The 17,188-nt window shown below is 46.9% G+C and carries 17 protein-coding genes; 8 read left to right on the forward strand and 9 right to left on the reverse strand.

The window, feature by feature from the left end:
* Nucleotides 1-131: 131 nt before the first annotated feature.
* Entirely contained in the window at nucleotides 132-1,013 is an 882-nt protein-coding gene (gene cas6 / locus QUA90_RS12670) for a CRISPR-associated endoribonuclease Cas6 (protein ID WP_333445801.1), read from the forward strand.
* Here cas6 and QUA90_RS12675 read toward each other — a convergent pair whose 3' ends face one another.
* Complete coding sequence (locus tag QUA90_RS12675; protein WP_333055299.1) at nucleotides 1,014-1,340, reverse strand: antibiotic biosynthesis monooxygenase; 327 nt, start codon at nucleotides 1,338-1,340, stop codon at nucleotides 1,014-1,016.
* Nucleotides 1,341-1,767: 427 nt separating this feature from the next.
* Here QUA90_RS12675 and QUA90_RS12680 point away from each other — a divergent pair, with 427 nt between their 5' ends.
* Together QUA90_RS12680 and QUA90_RS12685 are read left to right on the forward strand one after the other, a co-directional pair.
* A complete protein-coding gene (locus tag QUA90_RS12680) occupies nucleotides 1,768-2,235 on the forward strand; it encodes a response regulator (RefSeq protein WP_333445803.1) in 468 nt (155 codons plus the stop codon).
* A gap of 100 nt (nucleotides 2,236-2,335) precedes the next feature.
* Nucleotides 2,336-2,629: a DUF2103 domain-containing protein gene (locus tag QUA90_RS12685; RefSeq protein ID WP_242717336.1), complete on the forward strand. Its 294-nt coding sequence runs from the start codon at nucleotides 2,336-2,338 to the stop codon at nucleotides 2,627-2,629.
* Here the strand turns inward: QUA90_RS12685 and QUA90_RS12690 are convergent.
* Complete coding sequence (locus QUA90_RS12690) at nucleotides 2,618-3,244, reverse strand: HEAT repeat domain-containing protein (protein WP_333445805.1); 627 nt, start codon at nucleotides 3,242-3,244, stop codon at nucleotides 2,618-2,620. The two genes, QUA90_RS12685 and QUA90_RS12690, sit on opposite strands and share 12 nt — an antisense overlap.
* 18 nt (nucleotides 3,245-3,262) lie before the next feature.
* On the opposite strand from QUA90_RS12690, the gene QUA90_RS12695 reads away from it, so the two are divergent.
* Nucleotides 3,263-3,418, forward strand: a complete 156-nt coding sequence (locus QUA90_RS12695; RefSeq protein WP_333445807.1) for a hypothetical protein — start codon at nucleotides 3,263-3,265, stop codon at nucleotides 3,416-3,418.
* Nucleotides 3,419-3,449: 31 nt separating this feature from the next.
* Here QUA90_RS12695 and QUA90_RS12700 read toward each other — a convergent pair whose 3' ends face one another.
* The 6 genes from QUA90_RS12700 to QUA90_RS12725 all read right to left on the reverse strand — a co-directional run bounded on the left by QUA90_RS12700 (nucleotide 3,450) and on the right by QUA90_RS12725 (nucleotide 8,189).
* Nucleotides 3,450-4,289, reverse strand: coding sequence for a HEAT repeat domain-containing protein (locus QUA90_RS12700; protein WP_333445810.1), 840 nt, complete (start codon nucleotides 4,287-4,289; stop codon nucleotides 3,450-3,452).
* 331 nt (nucleotides 4,290-4,620) lie between these two features.
* The gene (locus QUA90_RS12705; protein ID WP_333036998.1) at nucleotides 4,621-4,905 is read right to left on the reverse strand and encodes a phycobilisome linker polypeptide; all 285 of its coding nucleotides are present in this window, start codon (nucleotides 4,903-4,905) and stop codon (nucleotides 4,621-4,623) included.
* A 147-nt stretch (nucleotides 4,906-5,052) separates the two neighbouring features.
* Nucleotides 5,053-5,922 carry a phycobilisome linker polypeptide gene (locus QUA90_RS12710; RefSeq protein ID WP_333445812.1) on the reverse strand — a complete coding sequence of 290 codons (870 nt, stop codon included), beginning with the start codon at nucleotides 5,920-5,922 and terminating at the stop codon, nucleotides 5,053-5,055.
* A gap of 193 nt (nucleotides 5,923-6,115) precedes the next feature.
* Complete coding sequence (locus tag QUA90_RS12715; protein WP_333445814.1) at nucleotides 6,116-6,931, reverse strand: phycobilisome linker polypeptide; 816 nt, start codon at nucleotides 6,929-6,931, stop codon at nucleotides 6,116-6,118.
* Between the two features lie 148 nt (nucleotides 6,932-7,079).
* Nucleotides 7,080-7,568: a phycocyanin subunit alpha gene (gene cpcA, locus QUA90_RS12720; protein WP_006631256.1), complete on the reverse strand. Its 489-nt coding sequence runs from the start codon at nucleotides 7,566-7,568 to the stop codon at nucleotides 7,080-7,082.
* A gap of 102 nt (nucleotides 7,569-7,670) precedes the next feature.
* Complete coding sequence (locus tag QUA90_RS12725) at nucleotides 7,671-8,189, reverse strand: phycocyanin subunit beta (protein WP_333037001.1); 519 nt, start codon at nucleotides 8,187-8,189, stop codon at nucleotides 7,671-7,673.
* 1,246 nt (nucleotides 8,190-9,435) lie between these two features.
* On the opposite strand from QUA90_RS12725, the gene QUA90_RS12730 reads away from it, so the two are divergent.
* From QUA90_RS12730 to QUA90_RS12745, 4 genes are all read left to right on the forward strand, one after another.
* On the forward strand, nucleotides 9,436-12,258 hold the full coding sequence (locus tag QUA90_RS12730; RefSeq protein WP_333445816.1) for a cation-transporting P-type ATPase: 2,823 nt from the start codon (nucleotides 9,436-9,438) through the stop codon (nucleotides 12,256-12,258).
* Nucleotides 12,259-12,500: 242 nt separating this feature from the next.
* Nucleotides 12,501-13,754: a DNA replication/repair protein RecF gene (locus tag QUA90_RS12735; RefSeq protein ID WP_333445818.1), complete on the forward strand. Its 1,254-nt coding sequence runs from the start codon at nucleotides 12,501-12,503 to the stop codon at nucleotides 13,752-13,754.
* Between the two features lie 146 nt (nucleotides 13,755-13,900).
* Nucleotides 13,901-14,299 carry a photosystem II protein Psb27 gene (gene psb27, locus QUA90_RS12740; protein ID WP_333083587.1) on the forward strand — a complete coding sequence of 133 codons (399 nt, stop codon included), beginning with the start codon at nucleotides 13,901-13,903 and terminating at the stop codon, nucleotides 14,297-14,299.
* 358 nt (nucleotides 14,300-14,657) lie between these two features.
* Nucleotides 14,658-16,313 carry a family 10 glycosylhydrolase gene (locus QUA90_RS12745; RefSeq protein ID WP_333445820.1) on the forward strand — a complete coding sequence of 552 codons (1,656 nt, stop codon included), beginning with the start codon at nucleotides 14,658-14,660 and terminating at the stop codon, nucleotides 16,311-16,313.
* Nucleotides 16,314-16,351: 38 nt separating this feature from the next.
* On the opposite strand, the gene QUA90_RS12750 is transcribed toward QUA90_RS12745, so the two are convergent.
* Nucleotides 16,352-17,056, reverse strand: a complete 705-nt coding sequence (locus QUA90_RS12750) for a Uma2 family endonuclease (RefSeq protein ID WP_333445822.1) — start codon at nucleotides 17,054-17,056, stop codon at nucleotides 16,352-16,354.
* Between the last annotated feature and the right edge of the window lie 132 nt (nucleotides 17,057-17,188).

The following is a 17,188-nucleotide window of genomic DNA, read 5'->3' on the forward strand; positions in this document are numbered from 1 at the left end:
CACAAATCCCCCTAAACGTAGGGTGTACACTGTGCACCTTACGGGATTAAAATTCCTTAATATAAGTTGCAACTTAGCTGTAATATTAATACTAGCTGAACATATATAGAGACACAGTATAGAATTTAAAAATGCCCCACAGTCTTGTTTTAAACCTGCTGCCAGTTGCACCAATTCCATCCCAGTTTTTAACGGGGCGGCATCTCCACGCTTTGTTTTTGAACCTTGTGAGTGCTGTAGACAGCGATTTGAGCGCGTACCTGCACGACCAATCTCATGAAAAAGCTTTCACTTTAAGCCCGTTTCAAGTAAGCAGAAAAGAGGCTTACAAAAGCAGCACGCCCCCACAACAAAAGAGAGTTTTGCCTCCGGCTTCCCGCACAATATCTCCGGCTGTACAGTGGGAACACAAGCAAGCAATTGACGAAAATACGCCGATTTGGTGGCGCATTTCTCTGCTGGATGACGGTTTGTTCGATCGGCTAACTCAACTTTGGCAGCAACTCAATTTCGAGATCCCTTGTCATCTCGGCCCGACAAATATATACATTACTAATATTTTGAGCGAACCGCAATCAAACCAGCCTTGGGTCAACTTTTGTAGTTACGCCGAATTGTTCGATAGAGCTTCGGAAACTGAGCGCCAAATTGCTTTTAGTTTTTGCACTCCTACTAATTTTCGCCAAGGTGTCTACGATAGTGCTATGCCAACGAGAGAAAGTATTTTCGGCAGTTTAGCGAATCGCTGGAACAAGTACAGCAGGATTGCGATCGAACCTACTTTCACAGAAGCTATTTTTCCCAGTTTCTTCGATATCCGAACAGAAGTTAGTACAGATTCTCGCAGTAAATTTATTGGCTGCGTCGGCCATATTAGTTACCGAATTATGGGAGATATAGCTCCTGCTACTATCAAGCAAATTAACACTTTAGCAGATTTTGCGCTTTATAGCGGAGTCGGGCGAAAGACTCCGATGGGAATGGGAATGACGCGCCGATTGCAGGTTTTTTAATTATTCACTTTTTGGCTGAATTTCACTAACAATTTCATAAACATCAGTGTCTGGTATTTTCGCAAACAAAGGCGCCATCTGCTTCAATATTTCCTGATAAGCTTCGCTTTGATTGGCTGCCATATCTTCTACGCTTTCCCAAAAAATGATGGCAATACCTTTGTCTGTATTGGGCAATTGCAGCAGGTATGCTCCCTTAAAACCTGTGGCATAAGTTGCCACGGCTTTTTCAAAAAGTTGTTCTGCAGCTTCAAATTTTCCTGGTTTAAATTCGCCAATGGCAACGTAGGCAAACTGATGTCTGAGAAAGTCTAGAAATTCTGACATATCCTTTTCCTCACTTAATAGCGATACACTAAGTTAGATTTTACCCGATCGCCCGAAATTTGTGAACTGCACAGGTGGAAGTTTCGCGCTTAGCTCATCGGCGGATTTATTAATTACACGTAACTGCGCTCGGCACTCAAATATAAACTTTTTGAGTAAGACGGCTGGAATCTTTATTAAATAAACTGTTGAATCGCTGATTTTAGACGTTCACAATCCTAGATACCCCGGAGCGAGTTCTAGCGCTAGTACACAAGGTAAAGCTGCTGATAACCCAATTATTTTGGTAACTGCGAGCATACACAAAGCCGTAAAAATTAGCCAGTCAAAAGCGGTTTTTTGCAATAACCCTATTGAATTATTTAAAACTCACCTGTAACAATTATAACAGAGCAATAAAAACAAAGTAAAGAGCCCGCTCAAACAAATGAAAAAAATATTAGTAATTGAAGACGATAACTTAATCCGAGAAACCGTATTAGAACTGCTGGAATCGCGCGGTTTTGAAGCTGTCGGCGCCGAAAACGGACAAGTTGGTATCCAGTTAGCGGCCCAAATTCCCGATTTAATTTTGTCTGATGTCATGATGCCGGAACTCGACGGTTTTGAAGTATTCGCAGCCGTGCGATCGCACCCTGCAACCGCCAGCATTCCGTTTATTTTTATGACAGCCTCGGAAATGGAAAAAGCCCTGGAACTTAAAGCAGACGGCTATCTCAAAAAACCTTGCAGCGTCGCAGCAATGCTCGGGGCGATCGCCACTCAACTAGAAAAACCGACAGTTACCAACCCACAACATCAAAAAGTACAGGACAATTCTGCGCCATCAAATCTTAGCTTGCGCGCCCGGAATCAAAAATCTCGGTTTGAGATTGTCTCCGTTTGCTGGCAATGACACTCACAGTAACGTTATTGATACATAAGTTGAGGGAATTTCAAATTGGTTCCCCCCAGGGGTGGCTTAGACTGGGTATGTTGAATTTGGTTAAATATTTATGAACGCACAACCCAAAGGCCGCCTAGTTTGGAACCACTCTACCCACCTTCCCGGTTTGATACCAATTTTAGAGCGCCTCACCCTAAAAATCGGCATTCAAACAGTCACTCCGGGAGTCATCAACAAAGTTAAAGGACACATCCCCCGCATGACATTAAGAGTGTCAGTACCCATCCGCGGGGGATTTAAAATCATCGCCAGACAGGGCAAAACCGTACAAGAAGTCTTTATATTAACCACTCTCAGTCAAGGGGACTTGGAAGAGACGATCGCCCAAACCCTACCCAAGTGACAATATTTTCTTAGCAAGCAAAGCCCGGGCTTTCACCGAAGTAGTTTCATCGGTTTGGGTGATTTCCTCAAGTCGGGCCGAAACTTCCGCTAACCAATCCGGTTTAACAGTCGCAGCAGCCGCCAAAGCTTGCAAACCCCCCGCTGCTGCGTAGCGAACCACCCATTCTGGATCGCGGGACGCTTGCAGCAGCGTTTTCACAGCGCGAAGTTGAGCATCTGCAATTTGTTCTGCCGGCATCAGTTCCCAACAAATCGTCCCCAAACCCCTAACCGCTGCCCGCCGCACGCTCAAAGCAAAGTCATTCGCCGCCGCATCGAGCAAAATCTCCAAACCCCTGGGGTCGCCAATTCCCGCCAAAGCCCGAACAGCCCAAGCTCTCGCCCCGTAATTGTAGCCGTCAAGCTGTTCTAGAAGCGGCAGCACCGCAGCTTCTCCGAGCTGAATTAGCCCATCAACGGCGGCAACAGCGGCGCCTGGGTTGTTGTAACCGAGCACTGTAATTAAGGTAGGAATTGCTTGTTTTGAGGGAGTCGCCGCCAGTGCTTTGACTGCGTTTAACAAGCCTTCGGAAGAATCTGCTTTTTCGACAGCCTGAATTAGTTCTAATGCCATTTATTTGTAAGCTTTACCGTGACCATTTTAATTGTAGGTTGGGTCGATCGCGCGATCGAACTTTTTGCCACCTCACCCACCAACATTCTCATCAAAATAGGTAGGGAAACAGCACTGCTGTGTCCTGAAAAGTGCTGTTTCCTGAATTTACGCGAGAAAATTGAGAATCGCTAGAGCTATCCTATTTTAGTTGTGAACTAATTTTTTAAAGTAAACTATCCATTAAATCCATAACTTGGATAGCTTCATCTGACAAAGATAATGATTCTTGTTGATTGAGGTGATGCTCCAAAACTCCTTTGAGCGCAATCAATTTCAGGCTATTTTCTGCTAAAGTTTCAGAAATAGCTTGCGCTCCCGGCAAATAGCCGATCGCCCCCAAGTCCATCAAAGCCGATCGCCTCAACTGCAAATTATCCCCATTCAAAGCACTTACCAACCGCTCTCCGTAAACCCGCTCACCAGTTAACTGATACATCGCCCGCGCCGCCGCGTACTGCACCCGCTCCACAGAATGTTCCAAAAAAGGTGAAATTAGCGGTATTGCTTCTGTCGCTTTCAGCGTGCCCAAAGCTTCAATTACCGAGTCGTAAGGTTGCACTAGGTGCGATTTTCCTGGCACTCGCACAGCCACAGCTACGCCCCCATCCAATAGCTTCATTAGCGACACAATAGAATCGCGATCTCCCAGCATTTCTAGAGCTTGAGCCGCCGCTTCCCGCACGTAATAATCCGCGCATTCCAAACAGCGAATCAAAGCAGGTAAGGCTTGTTTGTCGCCCAATTTACCCAGAGCCCGCGCCGCATTTCGTAATAGGGAATAGTCCCCAATTTTTGTTTGTTCTGACTCTTCTTCCAAAGCGGCAATTAAAGCTGCAATAGCTGCCGGTTCCTTGACTCGAAATCTGCCCACCCACCAAGCAGCATAATACCGAAGACTGTAATCTTGGGAGTGCAAATTTGCGATCGCCTGTTCAACAGTTAAAGACTCGCCCTCAGCTACACCCGCCGGCGGTGAGTCGGATTCGTAATAATTCATAGTCATTAGTTATTAGTTATTATAGCCATCCTTGCAGGATTCGTAAACTTTTTACCCCACCCCAACCCTCCCCTTATCAAGGGGAGGAAGTAAGAAATTCACAAATGATGCGAGGATTGCTATAGTTGTTAGTTATTCGGCTATTGAAATCGCTGCTACCCAGACAAAACCTGCAAGGAAACTTGGCGATTAAAATCGCTACTAAACAGACAAAACCCGCCTGGGCGGGTTACATTAACTCTTAGTCCGCTTGGAGTGGACTTTGTTTGTCTAGGAGCGATTTTCATCGCCCCTTCTAGCTTGTCTAGGAGCGATTTTCATCGCCCTTCCCACCCAACTATTGGTGATCACCAGATGATTCATGGGATGACTCATGGGATGATTCTGCACCCGCGTTTAAAGGATGAATGCTGACAATTTTCCCGCCCATGCGAGTAATCCGCTGCATTTCTTGATTCATCCGATTGTAAGGCACGGTGATAAATGTACTCGCGCTCGATCGAATCGAATAATCCACATTATCTGTTTCATCGCTTTGGCGCAAGCCGACAACTTCATACCGAAAGCAGCGACCAGCCGAAGCTGTATTGCCACTTTTTCCAGCTACAATTTGACCCAACATAAGCTTCTTGGTAATTGGTGATTCTGACTGTTGACTTTTGACCCTTCGACTTCGCTCAGGGCATCGCTGTTGACTGTTGACTGTTGACTGTTGACTGTTGACTAAAAGCTAGTAACTGCCAACTGCCAACTGCCAACTGCCAACTGACTAAATTGCAGTAATGCTGGCGATTTTCCCGCCCATGCGTTGAAATTTCTGCATTTGCGAGGACAACTCCTCAACAGGTACGATGAAAGCCTTGCTGCTGCGGCGCACGCTGGGATAGCCGCCCGTGCGAATACCCGAAACTTCCACGCGCACCAGCCGCCCTTCTTTGCCGTAAGCTGCAGCGCCACCGAAAGTGCTGCTGGGAGTTACGTTTCTAGCAGAAGGCCGATATGCCCAACCTTCGTTACCGCCAGAAGGCCCAACTACAGCCGTAGCGCTGTTAGTGCCGAGTTCGACAGCTAAGCGAGAGTTATTGCCTTCTAGTTGAGATGTATCGCTGTTTGCATAGCCGCGATACAGGCGGAACATCCGGGTAAAACCAACGGTTTTTTGACCACGCTGGGTGTTAAAGCCGCGGTAGTAAGGTACGATACTTTCGCCGAAGTTTTCTTGATACTCTACTGAATCGATGTAAGAATCAATATCAGCGTCGTAGCCTTGTGTTTGGTACAAATCTAAGTGTTCAACTACTTCAGATTCGTCGTAGGGAGCGCGACCCAGCAAGTGTTTGTAGTTTAGTTCGATCGTCCGAGTTTGGAAGCTGTTGTAGAAAAACTTGGTTTTGTACAGTTCTGACTTAGCTACAGCCCGTACAAATTCTCGTACAGTCAAACTGCCGTCCCGCAGCAAAGACTCGGAACTTGTAAGTCGATCGGATTTCATTAAATAGTCGTTGCCCAGCACCTGACGGTAAACCGCACGAATCACAGTTTCAACGTCGTCTTTGCTGTAGTTCGGGCGCAGTTCTACCTTCGGCGCATCGCTCAATGCGGATGTTCCCAGTCTGGACGCTGCTGTCGTAATCGCCACCAGATTTTCTCCTAAATTATTAATGACAAAAGTTTAATGCTTGGTTGCACTTGAAATTTTTAGGACTAAGGATAATATGCCTCAAAGTAGGGTGTGCACTGCACACCTTACCTATACACATAAAATTGAAGAATTTTTTATCCTTAGTCCTAATTTGCTAAAGACGTTTCAAAAAAACGTCAATACACAAACTTTAAGCTGTGGTAATACTTACCACTTTGCCGCCACGTTTGTTGATTTGCTGCAAGCGGCTCGAAAGTTGCTCGTAAGGCACGAGATATTCGGTAGTAGTCCGCCGCACTTGGGGCGAAAACTTAGCCGAACCTTGCATTGCGGTGACTCGGTAGAGTTGGTCGCGAGAACCCCCGGAAGTCCCGCCAAGGGCTTTTCCGGTGGAGGCCGTGTATATCGGCGAAGCCATATTTCTCGCTACTTCCCAAGTCAGCCGGGCTTGGGTTTGGTTTTGCGAGCGATCGCTAGAAGCAAAACCCCGGTACAATTGAAACATCCGGTTAAAACCGACCGTTTTTTGACCTCTTTGAGTCGCGAAACCGCGATAGTAAGGCACTATACTATCGCCAAAATTTTCTTCATACTCAACTGAGTCAATGTAAGAATTGATTTCAGCTTCGTAGCCTTCTGCATTGTACAAATCAACGTGGAAAGCAATTTCCGACTCGTCGTAAGGAGCGCGGCCCAACAAATGCTTGTAATTAAGCTCAATTAACCGCGTTTGCGAGTTCGGGTAAAAAAACTTTTTCCGATAAGTTTCGGAATGTGCAATTGACCGCACAAAATCTTTCACTGATATCTGCCCTTGTAGCAGCAGAGATTCAGCACTGGTAAGTCGTTCGCTCGACATTAAATACTCGTTGCCGAAAACTTGGCTGTAAGCCGCGCGAATTACTGCTTTCGCATCGTCTTGCGTCCAGTGGGGGCGAAGTTCTACTCGTCCCGCTTCTTCAAATGCTTTTATTCCCAACCGTTCTGCTGCACCTAATCCCGCCATCTTTGCTTCTCCCTTTTTTGCTTTAAAAACTGAAAACTGCTTAAAAAAGTATTTGCAAAACTAGGCTTAGATCGCAGATGCCCGGAATTCTAAACAACCGCTAACACTTAAGCTAACAGCAGCTTACAATTCCGGGCATCACGCAAATCTAGCTCAGAGCGTTGATTGCGTAGTCGATGTAGGAATTCGCTTCAGTTGCAGCGTCGCCACTCAGACCGTGGTTGCCTTTGATGTACTTGAGAGCTTCAACGTACCAGCTAGGAGACAATTCAAATGTCCGGTTGATTTCGTCAACACCTGCAATCAGGTACTCGTCCATTGGACCGGTGCCGCCTGCAACTAAGCAGTAGGTTACCATGCGGAGGTAGTAGCCGATGTCGCGAGAGCACTTGGCTTTACCTGTTGGGGTAGAAGCGTAGTTAGGGCCTTGCATTTGTTGTGTGTACGGGAATTTGTTGTACACAGCTTGAGCTGCACCGTCGATCAAGCGCTGAGAGTTTGCGGTCAAAGCTTTGGCTGCTTCCAAACCTGCTGCTGCTTGGCGGAAACGGCCGAAGGCGACTTGCAGTTCAGTGCTGCTCAGGAAACGGCCTTGAGAATCGGCTGCGGTTACTGCTTCAGTCAAAGGGGTTTTCATTGTTCTGGTTTCTCCCTAATGTTGTGTTGTTTTTGTACAAAAATGATTGTTTGCAAAAATGCGATGCTCGCTTCTTTACAAGAAAGGTTCGCTTGGCTATTTTTAGCCGACTGCATTGGCAGCGCGGTCGAAGTAGCTGCCGATTTCAGACATCAGCGAGCTGCAATCACCACGGGTAACGCCGTTGGGGTCGTTAGCGATCGCGATTGCTGCTTCCTTCATTTTTTGCACGCCGGCTGCAACTGAGCCACCGGGAACTCCCAGAGCTTGGTATGTTTCACGCAGACCGTTCAAGCAGCGGTCGTCCAAAACGCTGGCGTCGCCTGCAAATGTGGCATAGGTGACGTAGCGCAAAATGATTTCCATATCACGCAAGCAAGCTGCCATGCGGCGGTTGGTGTACGCATTGCCACCAGGAGCGATCAGTTGTGGCTGTTCAGCGAACAGGGTGCGAGCTGCATTGGCTACGATGCTGGATGCGTTGCCGGTGATGCGGTTTACTGCGTCAATCCGCTTGTTAGCGTCGGAAACCATGCTGCTGAGAGCATCTAGTTGACCCTGAGCTAGAAATTCGCCCCGAGCGTCAGATTGGGAAACCACTTTTGTAAATGCGTCAAACATGAAAGAACTCTCCTATTTGAGTTAATTGAGTTTGGTTGCGGTATAAAACCGTTAAGTTAAATTTGTTCAGGCTACGAGTGCCTGCAAGGGTTGAAATTTGATGCCAGCTAATCTGCTGGTCCCATCGATCTCTCCCTTTCCGCTACCTGCACTATTGTTACATTGCAACGGAGGTTTAAGAAACCTTAGAAAATTTTACACCTTTTATGAGATGCGACAAACCTTGTCAATCAGGGTTTTTGTTAACTTTGGCCTGTCGTTTCAACCCTCTGATAATCTTTATACAATGCTCGCTCGCCTTTGTTTATTACAAATTATTACAGAAACTTATCTCTCTAAGAAGGTAAATATCTACGGGGCAATTGCGGGCAAATCTCCTTCCTAGGGTAGATGCGCGAGGGTATTTATAAAGGAAGAGTTTGCTTCTCTTGCCCTGCCGTGGCGGTAGAACCGACCGGAACCGTCCGGTGGGTTGATCGCCTTTGTTAGCTTTCTCTTGAAAAGCGGAATTGTTAAGAAGTGTTAAGTAAATTAAAGTTTTGGTAAAAGAAGGCTGGGGAATAGGGAAAAAACCAAAAATTCTGCCCAATGTCAGGATGTCAGCAGAATTCGGTGTGGAAAAAATCCCAAAGATTGTGAACCCGCTCACCACAGCCTCAGCTTTTGCCGGAAATATCAGCATTTAGTGACAAAACTCAGCCGTTGAAAGTTCAAAGACCGGGCCCGGTATTCCATCGCAGCGCCCTTTTTATTTTAACAGCGGGAATAGATGAGTTCGGATACGAGCGTTTTATGACGTTTTTTTTAGGTAGTTTTAACCTGCCGCGCACGCTTACATCCCCGTACTAAAGTCACTTTTGCTTTCAGCTTGTTTTCTGTGTAAGCGCCGAAAGAATTGCTAATTTTTAGTATTGACATCCTCCCGGGCGTGAATGCGCGGGGATTCCAAGAATCACTGCTTGGGCTTCCGTCAAGCTTATGACGGGGCTTTAAACCCATTATTTTTGGTAAGGTGGATAGGTGCTATCAGCGGTAGGTCTACAAACGGCGCGATCGAGCCGCCAGACGCAGTGAAGTTAAAAGCTTTTTGCTTCCCCGGCATCGAACCGGCCAAAACGAGTCGCAAGTTAAACAGTTTTTTACTCGGAACTCAAAACTTAAAACTCTCTCACTGTAATCAGCCAGATGGATCGGCTGTACCTGTCCGGCCACAACCACCTTTATGCCCCACGATCGATCGTAATTTATGTCTTCAAATTCTCCCTCTTCTTGGCACACCGTAGCAATTGACCAAACTCTCCAGCAGCTAAGCAGCAACAAAGACGCTGGCTTGAGCAGCAAACAGGTGTCAGAACGCTTGCAGCAATACGGCCCCAACGAACTCGAAGAAACAGGAGGCCGCAGTCCGTGGTCGATTTTTGTCGATCAGTTCACCAACATCATGTTGTTGATGCTGATGGGTGTGGCCGTGATTTCGGGTTTTTTGGACTTTCGGTCGAATACTTTTCCCAAAGATGCGATCGCCATTTTTGCGATCGTCATACTCAACGGCATTCTCGGCTATTTCCAAGAGCAAAGTGCTGAAAAAGCCCTCGCAGCCCTCAAAAACCTCGCTTCTCCCCTAGTCAGAGTCCTGCGGGACGGCAAAACTTCAGAAATAGCAGCCAAGGAACTCGTACCTGGAGACGTGATGCTGTTGGAGGCTGGGGTAAAAATAGCAGCAGACGCACGCTTGATCGAATCTTCCAACTTGCAAGTCAGAGAATCAGCTTTGACGGGGGAAGCTCTAGCAGTCACCAAGCAAGCCGATCTAGAACTTCCAGAAGATGCTTCCTTGGGCGATCGACTCAACCTGATTTTTCAGGGCACAGAAGTTGTTCAGGGACGAGCAAAGGCGATCGTCACCAACACCGGAATGACAACTGAACTGGGCAAAATTGCCACCATGCTTCAGTCAGTAGAAACCGAACCGACTCCCCTGCAACAGCGGATGGATCAGTTGGGAAAGGTTCTAGTCTCCGGTGCCCTAACCTTAGTCGCAATTGTCGTCATCGGCGGCATGATTACCTTCCAAAACGGCAGCATCGGGTTCGATACCAGCAGGTGGGAAGATTTGTTAGAAGTTTCTCTAAGCATGGCTGTGGCAGTGGTTCCCGAAGGACTTGCAGCAGTCGTGACAGTCACTCTAGCACTCGGAACTAGGCGGATGGTGAAGCGAAACGCCCTGATTCGCAAACTGCCGGCGGTAGAAACTTTGGGCTCGGTAACAACCATTTGTTCTGACAAAACAGGTACTCTGACTCAAAATAAAATGGTTGTTCAGCTAGTGTCTACGGGCGACTGCACAGTCGCCGTGGCAGGCGACGGCTATGCACCGATCGGAGATTTTACCGATCGGCATACATCGACCCAAATTAATAATTTAGAAGAATATCCAGAAGTCGAATCTTTATTAATTGCCTGTGCAGTGTGCAACGACGCAGTATTGCAGCAAGAACAGCAAGAATGGAAGATTTTGGGCGACCCCACGGAGGGAGCTCTGCTGTGTGTAGCGGGAAAAGCAGGAATATATAAGGAAAAACAGTCTCAATTGCTGCAGCGGACGGCGGAATTTCCTTTTTCTTCCGAACGCAAACGGATGAGCGTGATTTGCGAAGTGCCCGGCAGATCGGGACATTCGGGATTTCCAGCAGCCGAAGGACAGCAGTCGAATTATTTGATGCTGACAAAAGGTTCTCCAGAGTTGACTTTGGAGCGCTGCAAAGGCATTATAGCCGGCGATCGAGTACAACCTTTAAATCAGGAAATGCGCGATCGCATCCTCGCCGAAAACAACAACATGGCAAGCGGCGGTTTGCGAGTCCTGGGGTTTGCGTACAAACTCTGGGAAAACGTGCCGCCCCAAGGTTCCGAGGAAACCAGCGAACAAGAAATGATTTGGCTGGGACTCGTCAGTATGCTCGACGCCCCGCGCCCGGAAGTCCGGGAAGCAGTGGTGAAGTGCCGCGATGCAGGCATTCGGGTGGTGATGATTACAGGAGACCACCAATTGACAGCAAAAGCCATCGCCTACGATTTAGGTATTGCTAAAGAGGGCGATCGAGTTCTCACCGGTCAAGAATTAGAAAAGCTTAGCCAAGAAGAACTCAAACAGCAAGTCGAACAGGTTAGTGTTTACGCCCGCGTTTCCCCCGAACACAAATTGCGAATAGTCCAAGCTTTGCAAAGTTGGGGCAAATTTGTGGCGATGACCGGCGATGGCGTTAATGACGCCCCCGCTTTGAAACAAGCCGATATCGGAATCGCTATGGGGATTACCGGCACCGATGTCAGCAAAGAAGCTAGCGATATGGTGCTCCTCGACGACAACTTCGCAACTATTGTCGCCGCCGCTGAAGAAGGGCGAGTGGTTTATAGCAATATTCGCCGCTTTATTAAATACATTTTGGGCAGCAACATCGGCGAAGTTTTGACAATTGCGGCCGCACCTTTAATGGGTTTGGGAGGAGTGCCGCTGACGCCACTGCAAATTTTGTGGATGAACTTAGTAACAGACGGCGTTCCCGCTTTGGCCTTGGCCGTCGAACCGGGGGAACCGAACGTGATGAAAAAGCCTCCTTTCAGTCCGCGAGAAAGTATTTTTGCGCGGGGTTTGGGTTCTTACATGATTCGGATCGGGATTATTTTTGCAATTTTGACGATCGCGATGATGTCCTGGGCTTACGGATATACCACCAACCCTAATCATGTTGGAGATCCCGAGGCTTGGAAAACAATGGTGTTTACAACTCTTTGTTTGGCACAAATGGGTCACGCGATCGCAATTCGGTCTAACACTCAGCTAACTATCGAGTTAAACCCCTTCACTAATGTTTTTGTTTGGGGAGCTGTTATTGTTACTACTGCTTTGCAATTAATGCTGATTTACGTTCCGCCGCTGAGAGCCTTTTTCGGCACTCATTATTTAACGGGGTTTGAGTTGCTGGTTTGCTTCGGTTTCAGCGCTCTGATGTTTGTCTGGATTGAAATGGAAAAACTGTTTGTGCGCTTTTACAAATCTCGAAAATAGTGTTAATGGCTAACGGATAATGAGCGATGTTTCATTATTCGTTAGACTGCTCGCATTTGACCAGATTCTCAACACTATAAAGTCATGGCAAGCGCAACGATCCGCAAAAACTGCAATTCCAAAGATTCGCCATGGAATGGGTAAGGTACGCAATGGGCACCCTACGATAACTTTACTGCCAATTCCTGATTCCGAATTTCCAATTCCCAATTCCCGATTCCCGATTCCCGATTCCCAATATTATGTATTTAAAAACGCTGCACCTACGGCAGTTTCGGAACTATTTCGATCAAAAGGTAGCATTTGACGCTCCCAAAACCATTTTAGTAGGAAATAACGCTCAAGGAAAATCTAACTTGTTAGAAGCGGTAGAGTTGCTTTCTACATTAAAAAGCCACCGGGTAGGGCGCGATCGCGATTTAATACTCGACTCAAAGCCGATCGGCCAAATTGATGCTACACTCGAACGTCAAACCGGAGCGATCGACTTAGCTTTAACTCTTCGCTCTGCAGCGCGTCGGACACTGAAGCTCAACGGTGAACCGCTGCGTCGCCATTTAGACTTTTTGAGTGTCTTAAATGTAGTGCAATTTTCTTGTTTGGATTTGGACTTAGTGCGCGGCGGGCCCGAAGGAAGACGCAATTGGATCGATCGCCTAGTCATCCAATTAGAACCGATTTACGCTCACATTTTGCAGCAGTATAACCAAATTTTGCGCCAGAGAAACGCTCTGTTGAAACGTTCTAAAGAAATCAGGAAAGCGGAATTTTCTGAAGGTTTTGATAAAATGCGATTTATCGGATCTGAAACTCCCGAAGACCCAAATATCGCAGAATTCCCAATGCCCAATGCCCAATGCCCAATGCCCAATGCCCAATCCCCCATTCCCAGTTCAGAATTAGCTTTGTGGGACGCGCAGTTGGCGACAGCGGGCGCTCGCGTGATCCGCAGGCGCGATCGAATTTTGGAGCGTTTGATGCCTTTAGCTCGAAATTGGCACGGTTCAATTAGCGGTTCGGCCGAAGTTTTAGATGTGAAATACGATGCTAATATTGAAGTAAGTTCGGAATTTATCGCTAAAGACAATCTCGAAGGAGTGCGGCAAGCATTTTTAGAGAAAATTCAAAAAAGGGCGATCGCAGAACAGTTTCAAGGAACCACTTTAGTCGGCCCCCACCGCGACGACATTACATTTACAATTAACAATACCCCAGCTCGTCAATACGCATCCCAAGGTCAGCAGCGAACTCTGGTATTAGCATTAAAATTAGCCGAACTGCAGCTTATTGAAGAAGTCGTCGGCGAAGCGCCTTTACTATTGCTCGACGACGTACTTGCAGAACTCGATCTGAGCCGCCAAAATCAACTTTTAGAAACAATTCAAGAACGATTTCAAACTCTGATTACTACAACTCACCTAGGCGCTTTTGATGCTCAGTGGCTGCGACAAACCCAAATTCTCTCCGTCGTTGCTGGACAAATCAATCGATTTTAGATTTTAGATTTTAGATTTTGGATTGACAAATTTTCTGTTTCATGGTAGGGGTACAAAAAAATGAAAAATTGGCATTATTAGCTCCATTCGAGATAGGATAAAGGTTAATTTTGATTGCCGCTTTCGCTTCCATTTTTCTAACCCTTATGAAGCATTACATTTCCCGTCTGTTAGCCCTGATATTAGTTGTTGTCATCGGCGTAGCGGGCTGTACCAATGTTCCGGCCACTCTGAGTGGAGATTATGGCCAAGACACATTAGCATTAGTGAAGAGCTTGAGAACAGCGCTCACTTTGCCAGAGGGCACGCCGGAAAAAGCAGCCGCTCAAGCCGAGGCTCGCACAAGTATCAACGATTTTTTTGCTGCCTACCGCCGCGATCCCGCTCTTACCAAGCTGGCCTCTTTCACGACAATGCGGACGGCATTAAACTCTTTGGCAGGACATTACAGTTCCTATCCAAACCGTCCGGTTCCTGAAAAATTGAAAAAGCGTCTTGAGTCAGAATTTCAGCAGATTGAAGCTGCTCTTAACAGAGGAGCTTAATCTCAACATTTAGGATCGAGGATAAATTTTAATAATTCATCTTTCATCCTTGATATTTGAGTGTTAACAATTTTTAGTAGAAATATCAACTGCTTTTAGCGCCCACTGTACCAGGCGCTTTTTTATGCAGCATTTAGGGAAAAAATACTGCAAAACGGTTTAATCGCCGAGTCTTATCTTACCCGATCGCCCTTATTGAATTTAAATAGCCGCCAGATAGAATTTGCATTGTGCGATCGACTTGTGCCATAACTAAGTCAACCGAAAAAAGTAGAAAATTTGTAGCTGCTTGTTGAGCGCGATCGGCAAAATGCGATCGCCACCCAATTTAAACCCAAAAACCCCATTCAATTCTCCCATGAAAATTGCACCAACTCGCCTCGCGAATTTTCAACACCAGCGACGCTTTTTAAGTGCGGTAACTGCTGTTTTAACCAGTAGCTTCATCAGCCAGCTTGTGTGGCCCTTTATGGGAAATCAACCAGCTTTTGCCCAAACATCAGCCTATTGCCAATTATCCCCAGAACAAGTCAATCAAAAAGAAGACTTGCGCCGCGCCGCGCTGTCGGGAAAACGGGAATCTCAGCAAGCATATTTTGCTATTTTGAACAAACACGCGCGGGAAATAGCAGAATGTCGCCAAAAAACTTGGCCCGAAACCCAAGCAGTTTGGCTGCGTTTATATCCCTGCGATGTCAGACCCGGAGAACTCGATCGAGTATTAGACAAAGTTGTGAATAAAGGCTACAACCAAGTCTATGTCGAAGTGTTTTACGATGGTCAAGTGCTGCTACCAGCAGCAGACAACCCTACGGTTTGGCCTTCTGTTTTGAGAAATCGCGGTTACGAGAAATACGACTTGTTAGAAAAGGCGATCGCCAAAGGCAAACAGCGAGGTTTAAAAGTCTACGCCTGGTTATTTACCATGAACTTTGGCTATAGCTATGCTCAGCGTCCAGACAGACAGCAAACCCTCGCTATCAACGGTAAAAATCAGACAAGTTTAACAGTAAGCGAATACGCAGCAATTAACGAGGACTTCGGAGAAGTTCCGGGCAATCAAGCCTTTATCGATCCGTACAACCCGCAAGCACGGCAAGACTATACTTTGTTAGTAAATCAAATAGTCAAGCGCAAGCCCCAAGGAATGTTGTTCGACTACATTCGCTATCTACGGGGCATCGGACCCGCTTCAGTTGCTACCAAAGTTCAAGACTTGTGGATTTACGGCCCAGCATCGCAGCAAGTTCTTTTGCAGCGGGCTAGCAATCAGCAAGGGCGAGATTTAATTCAGCGATATTTGACTAAGGGATTTATAAATACTACTGACGTTCAAGCATTAGTCAAACAGTATCCAACTGAGCGAGAACCTCTTTGGCAGGGTCGAATTCCGCAGGCCATGTCAGTAGCAACTTCACCTTCAAGAACGCAGAATGCCGTATCAAGAACAGCCTCAACAACTCCCGCCACTAACAAGCCAAACCCTACAACTCCCACACCAAAACCGACACCGACACCGACACCGCGGCTTCCCGATACCGGCATTCTGCAAAAAGATTTGTGGAAACTAAGCGTTGCTCACGCCGTTCAAGGGATTTTAGATTTTTTGGGGATAGCAATTCAACCAGCTCAAAGGATGGGAATTCCTGTAGGAGCGGTGTTTTTTCCCACTGCAAATCAAGCGATAAATCAAGGGGGATATGATTCGAGATTGCAGCCTTGGGACACATTTCCGGCTGCTATAGAATTCCACGCCATGTCTTACGGAAATTGCGGCGATGTAAGCTGCATTGTGCCACAGGTGCAGCGAACACTAAGTTTAGCGCCTGCGGGAGCAAAAATTATTCCTGCCATTGCTGGAGATTGGGGAAAACCTCTGAAAAATCGGCCGTCTTTGGAGATTCAAATGGCGGCAATTCGCTCTGCGACGCCGCAAATTAATGCGGTGAGTCATTTTGCTTTTGGGTGGCAAGAACCGGAGGATGAAAGGGCACGGCAAACTTGCCGGTTGTAGGGGGATTAGTTGTTGTAGAGATGCGATTTGTAGCGTCTCTACAAAACGGGATTTGGGAAAGCAGCTAACTGTTGGACAAACTCTTGGTGCGTGGCACTGTTTAATCCCGTTTGAAGAGTTGCGATCGCACTTGGCATATCCCCGTCTAAGAGTGCTGAAACAGCCAGCCACCACCCCGGAAAAACACGGCTGCGGATAATTCCTTCTGCATCGGGTAGCAGAGAAATATATTCTTCTTCCTGCAAGGAAAACCAATCAATCCGGCGATCGATTACTTGCCAAACGAGATATTCTTTCACCATGCTGCGGCGGTAAACTCGCTTTTTGTCCCGCAGATCGAGCGTAGCGGTACTAGCAGCAATTTCGGCAACAAATTCCGGCGCGCCTACAATGTAGCCGTCATCACTGAGGCTAGTTGCACCGCCGCGTCGGGAATCAATTAGCAGTACAGCATCGGGCTGGAATTCGTTATCCACGTCGAGACGCACGGTGGGGTTATCGCCGAGCCAAGTATGTTTGGTAAAAGCAGCATAGAAGCCAAGACAAGTCATCAGGCGAGCATGGGGTTCGGCGTGGGGTTCAAAGGGTAAGGGTGAAGCAATATAAACAATTCCTTCGATAAATTCTGCTTTTTTGAGTCCCGGCATTGCTGTATAGCGTCGCTCGAATTCGCCACGGGTGAGCAAATCGCCATTTTCCAAAGGAGGGATGCTGATGCGGCTGAGATTTGCGGGAGCAATCATGGCTTTTCTCCTGTTGTTATGCGTCGGTATCTTGCGATTTTATCTAATTTTCGGCATAAGCTGTTGCACATTTAAACTGTGATACAAGCATTACCCTTATTTTTAATTTTGCGACCCCATTTAATTATTAAT

This window comes from Microcoleus sp. D3_18_C4 (genome assembly GCF_036702355.1).
Classification (GTDB): Bacteria; Cyanobacteriota; Cyanobacteriia; order Cyanobacteriales; family Microcoleaceae; genus Microcoleus.

Bases quoted from the DNA above. Each gene is read 5' to 3' on its own strand.
- cas6 (WP_333445801.1), top strand. From the start codon at position 132: ATGCCCCACAGTCTTGTTTTAAACCTGCTGCCAGTTGCACCAATTCCA.
- QUA90_RS12675 (WP_333055299.1), bottom strand. From the start codon at position 1,340: ATGTCAGAATTTCTAGACTTTCTCAGACATCAGTTTGCCTACGTTGCC.
- QUA90_RS12680 (WP_333445803.1), top strand. From the start codon at position 1,768: ATGAAAAAAATATTAGTAATTGAAGACGATAACTTAATCCGAGAAACC.
- QUA90_RS12685 (WP_242717336.1), top strand. From the start codon at position 2,336: ATGAACGCACAACCCAAAGGCCGCCTAGTTTGGAACCACTCTACCCAC.
- QUA90_RS12690 (WP_333445805.1), bottom strand. From the start codon at position 3,244: ATGGCATTAGAACTAATTCAGGCTGTCGAAAAAGCAGATTCTTCCGAA.
- QUA90_RS12700 (WP_333445810.1), bottom strand. From the start codon at position 4,289: ATGACTATGAATTATTACGAATCCGACTCACCGCCGGCGGGTGTAGCT.
- QUA90_RS12705 (WP_333036998.1), bottom strand. From the start codon at position 4,905: ATGTTGGGTCAAATTGTAGCTGGAAAAAGTGGCAATACAGCTTCGGCT.
- QUA90_RS12715 (WP_333445814.1), bottom strand. From the start codon at position 6,931: ATGGCGGGATTAGGTGCAGCAGAACGGTTGGGAATAAAAGCATTTGAA.
- cpcA (WP_006631256.1), bottom strand. From the start codon at position 7,568: ATGAAAACCCCTTTGACTGAAGCAGTAACCGCAGCCGATTCTCAAGGC.
- QUA90_RS12725 (WP_333037001.1), bottom strand. From the start codon at position 8,189: ATGTTTGACGCATTTACAAAAGTGGTTTCCCAATCTGACGCTCGGGGC.
- QUA90_RS12730 (WP_333445816.1), top strand. From the start codon at position 9,436: ATGTCTTCAAATTCTCCCTCTTCTTGGCACACCGTAGCAATTGACCAA.
- QUA90_RS12735 (WP_333445818.1), top strand. From the start codon at position 12,501: ATGTATTTAAAAACGCTGCACCTACGGCAGTTTCGGAACTATTTCGAT.
- psb27 (WP_333083587.1), top strand. From the start codon at position 13,901: ATGAAGCATTACATTTCCCGTCTGTTAGCCCTGATATTAGTTGTTGTC.
- QUA90_RS12745 (WP_333445820.1), top strand. From the start codon at position 14,658: ATGAAAATTGCACCAACTCGCCTCGCGAATTTTCAACACCAGCGACGC.
- QUA90_RS12750 (WP_333445822.1), bottom strand. From the start codon at position 17,056: ATGATTGCTCCCGCAAATCTCAGCCGCATCAGCATCCCTCCTTTGGAA.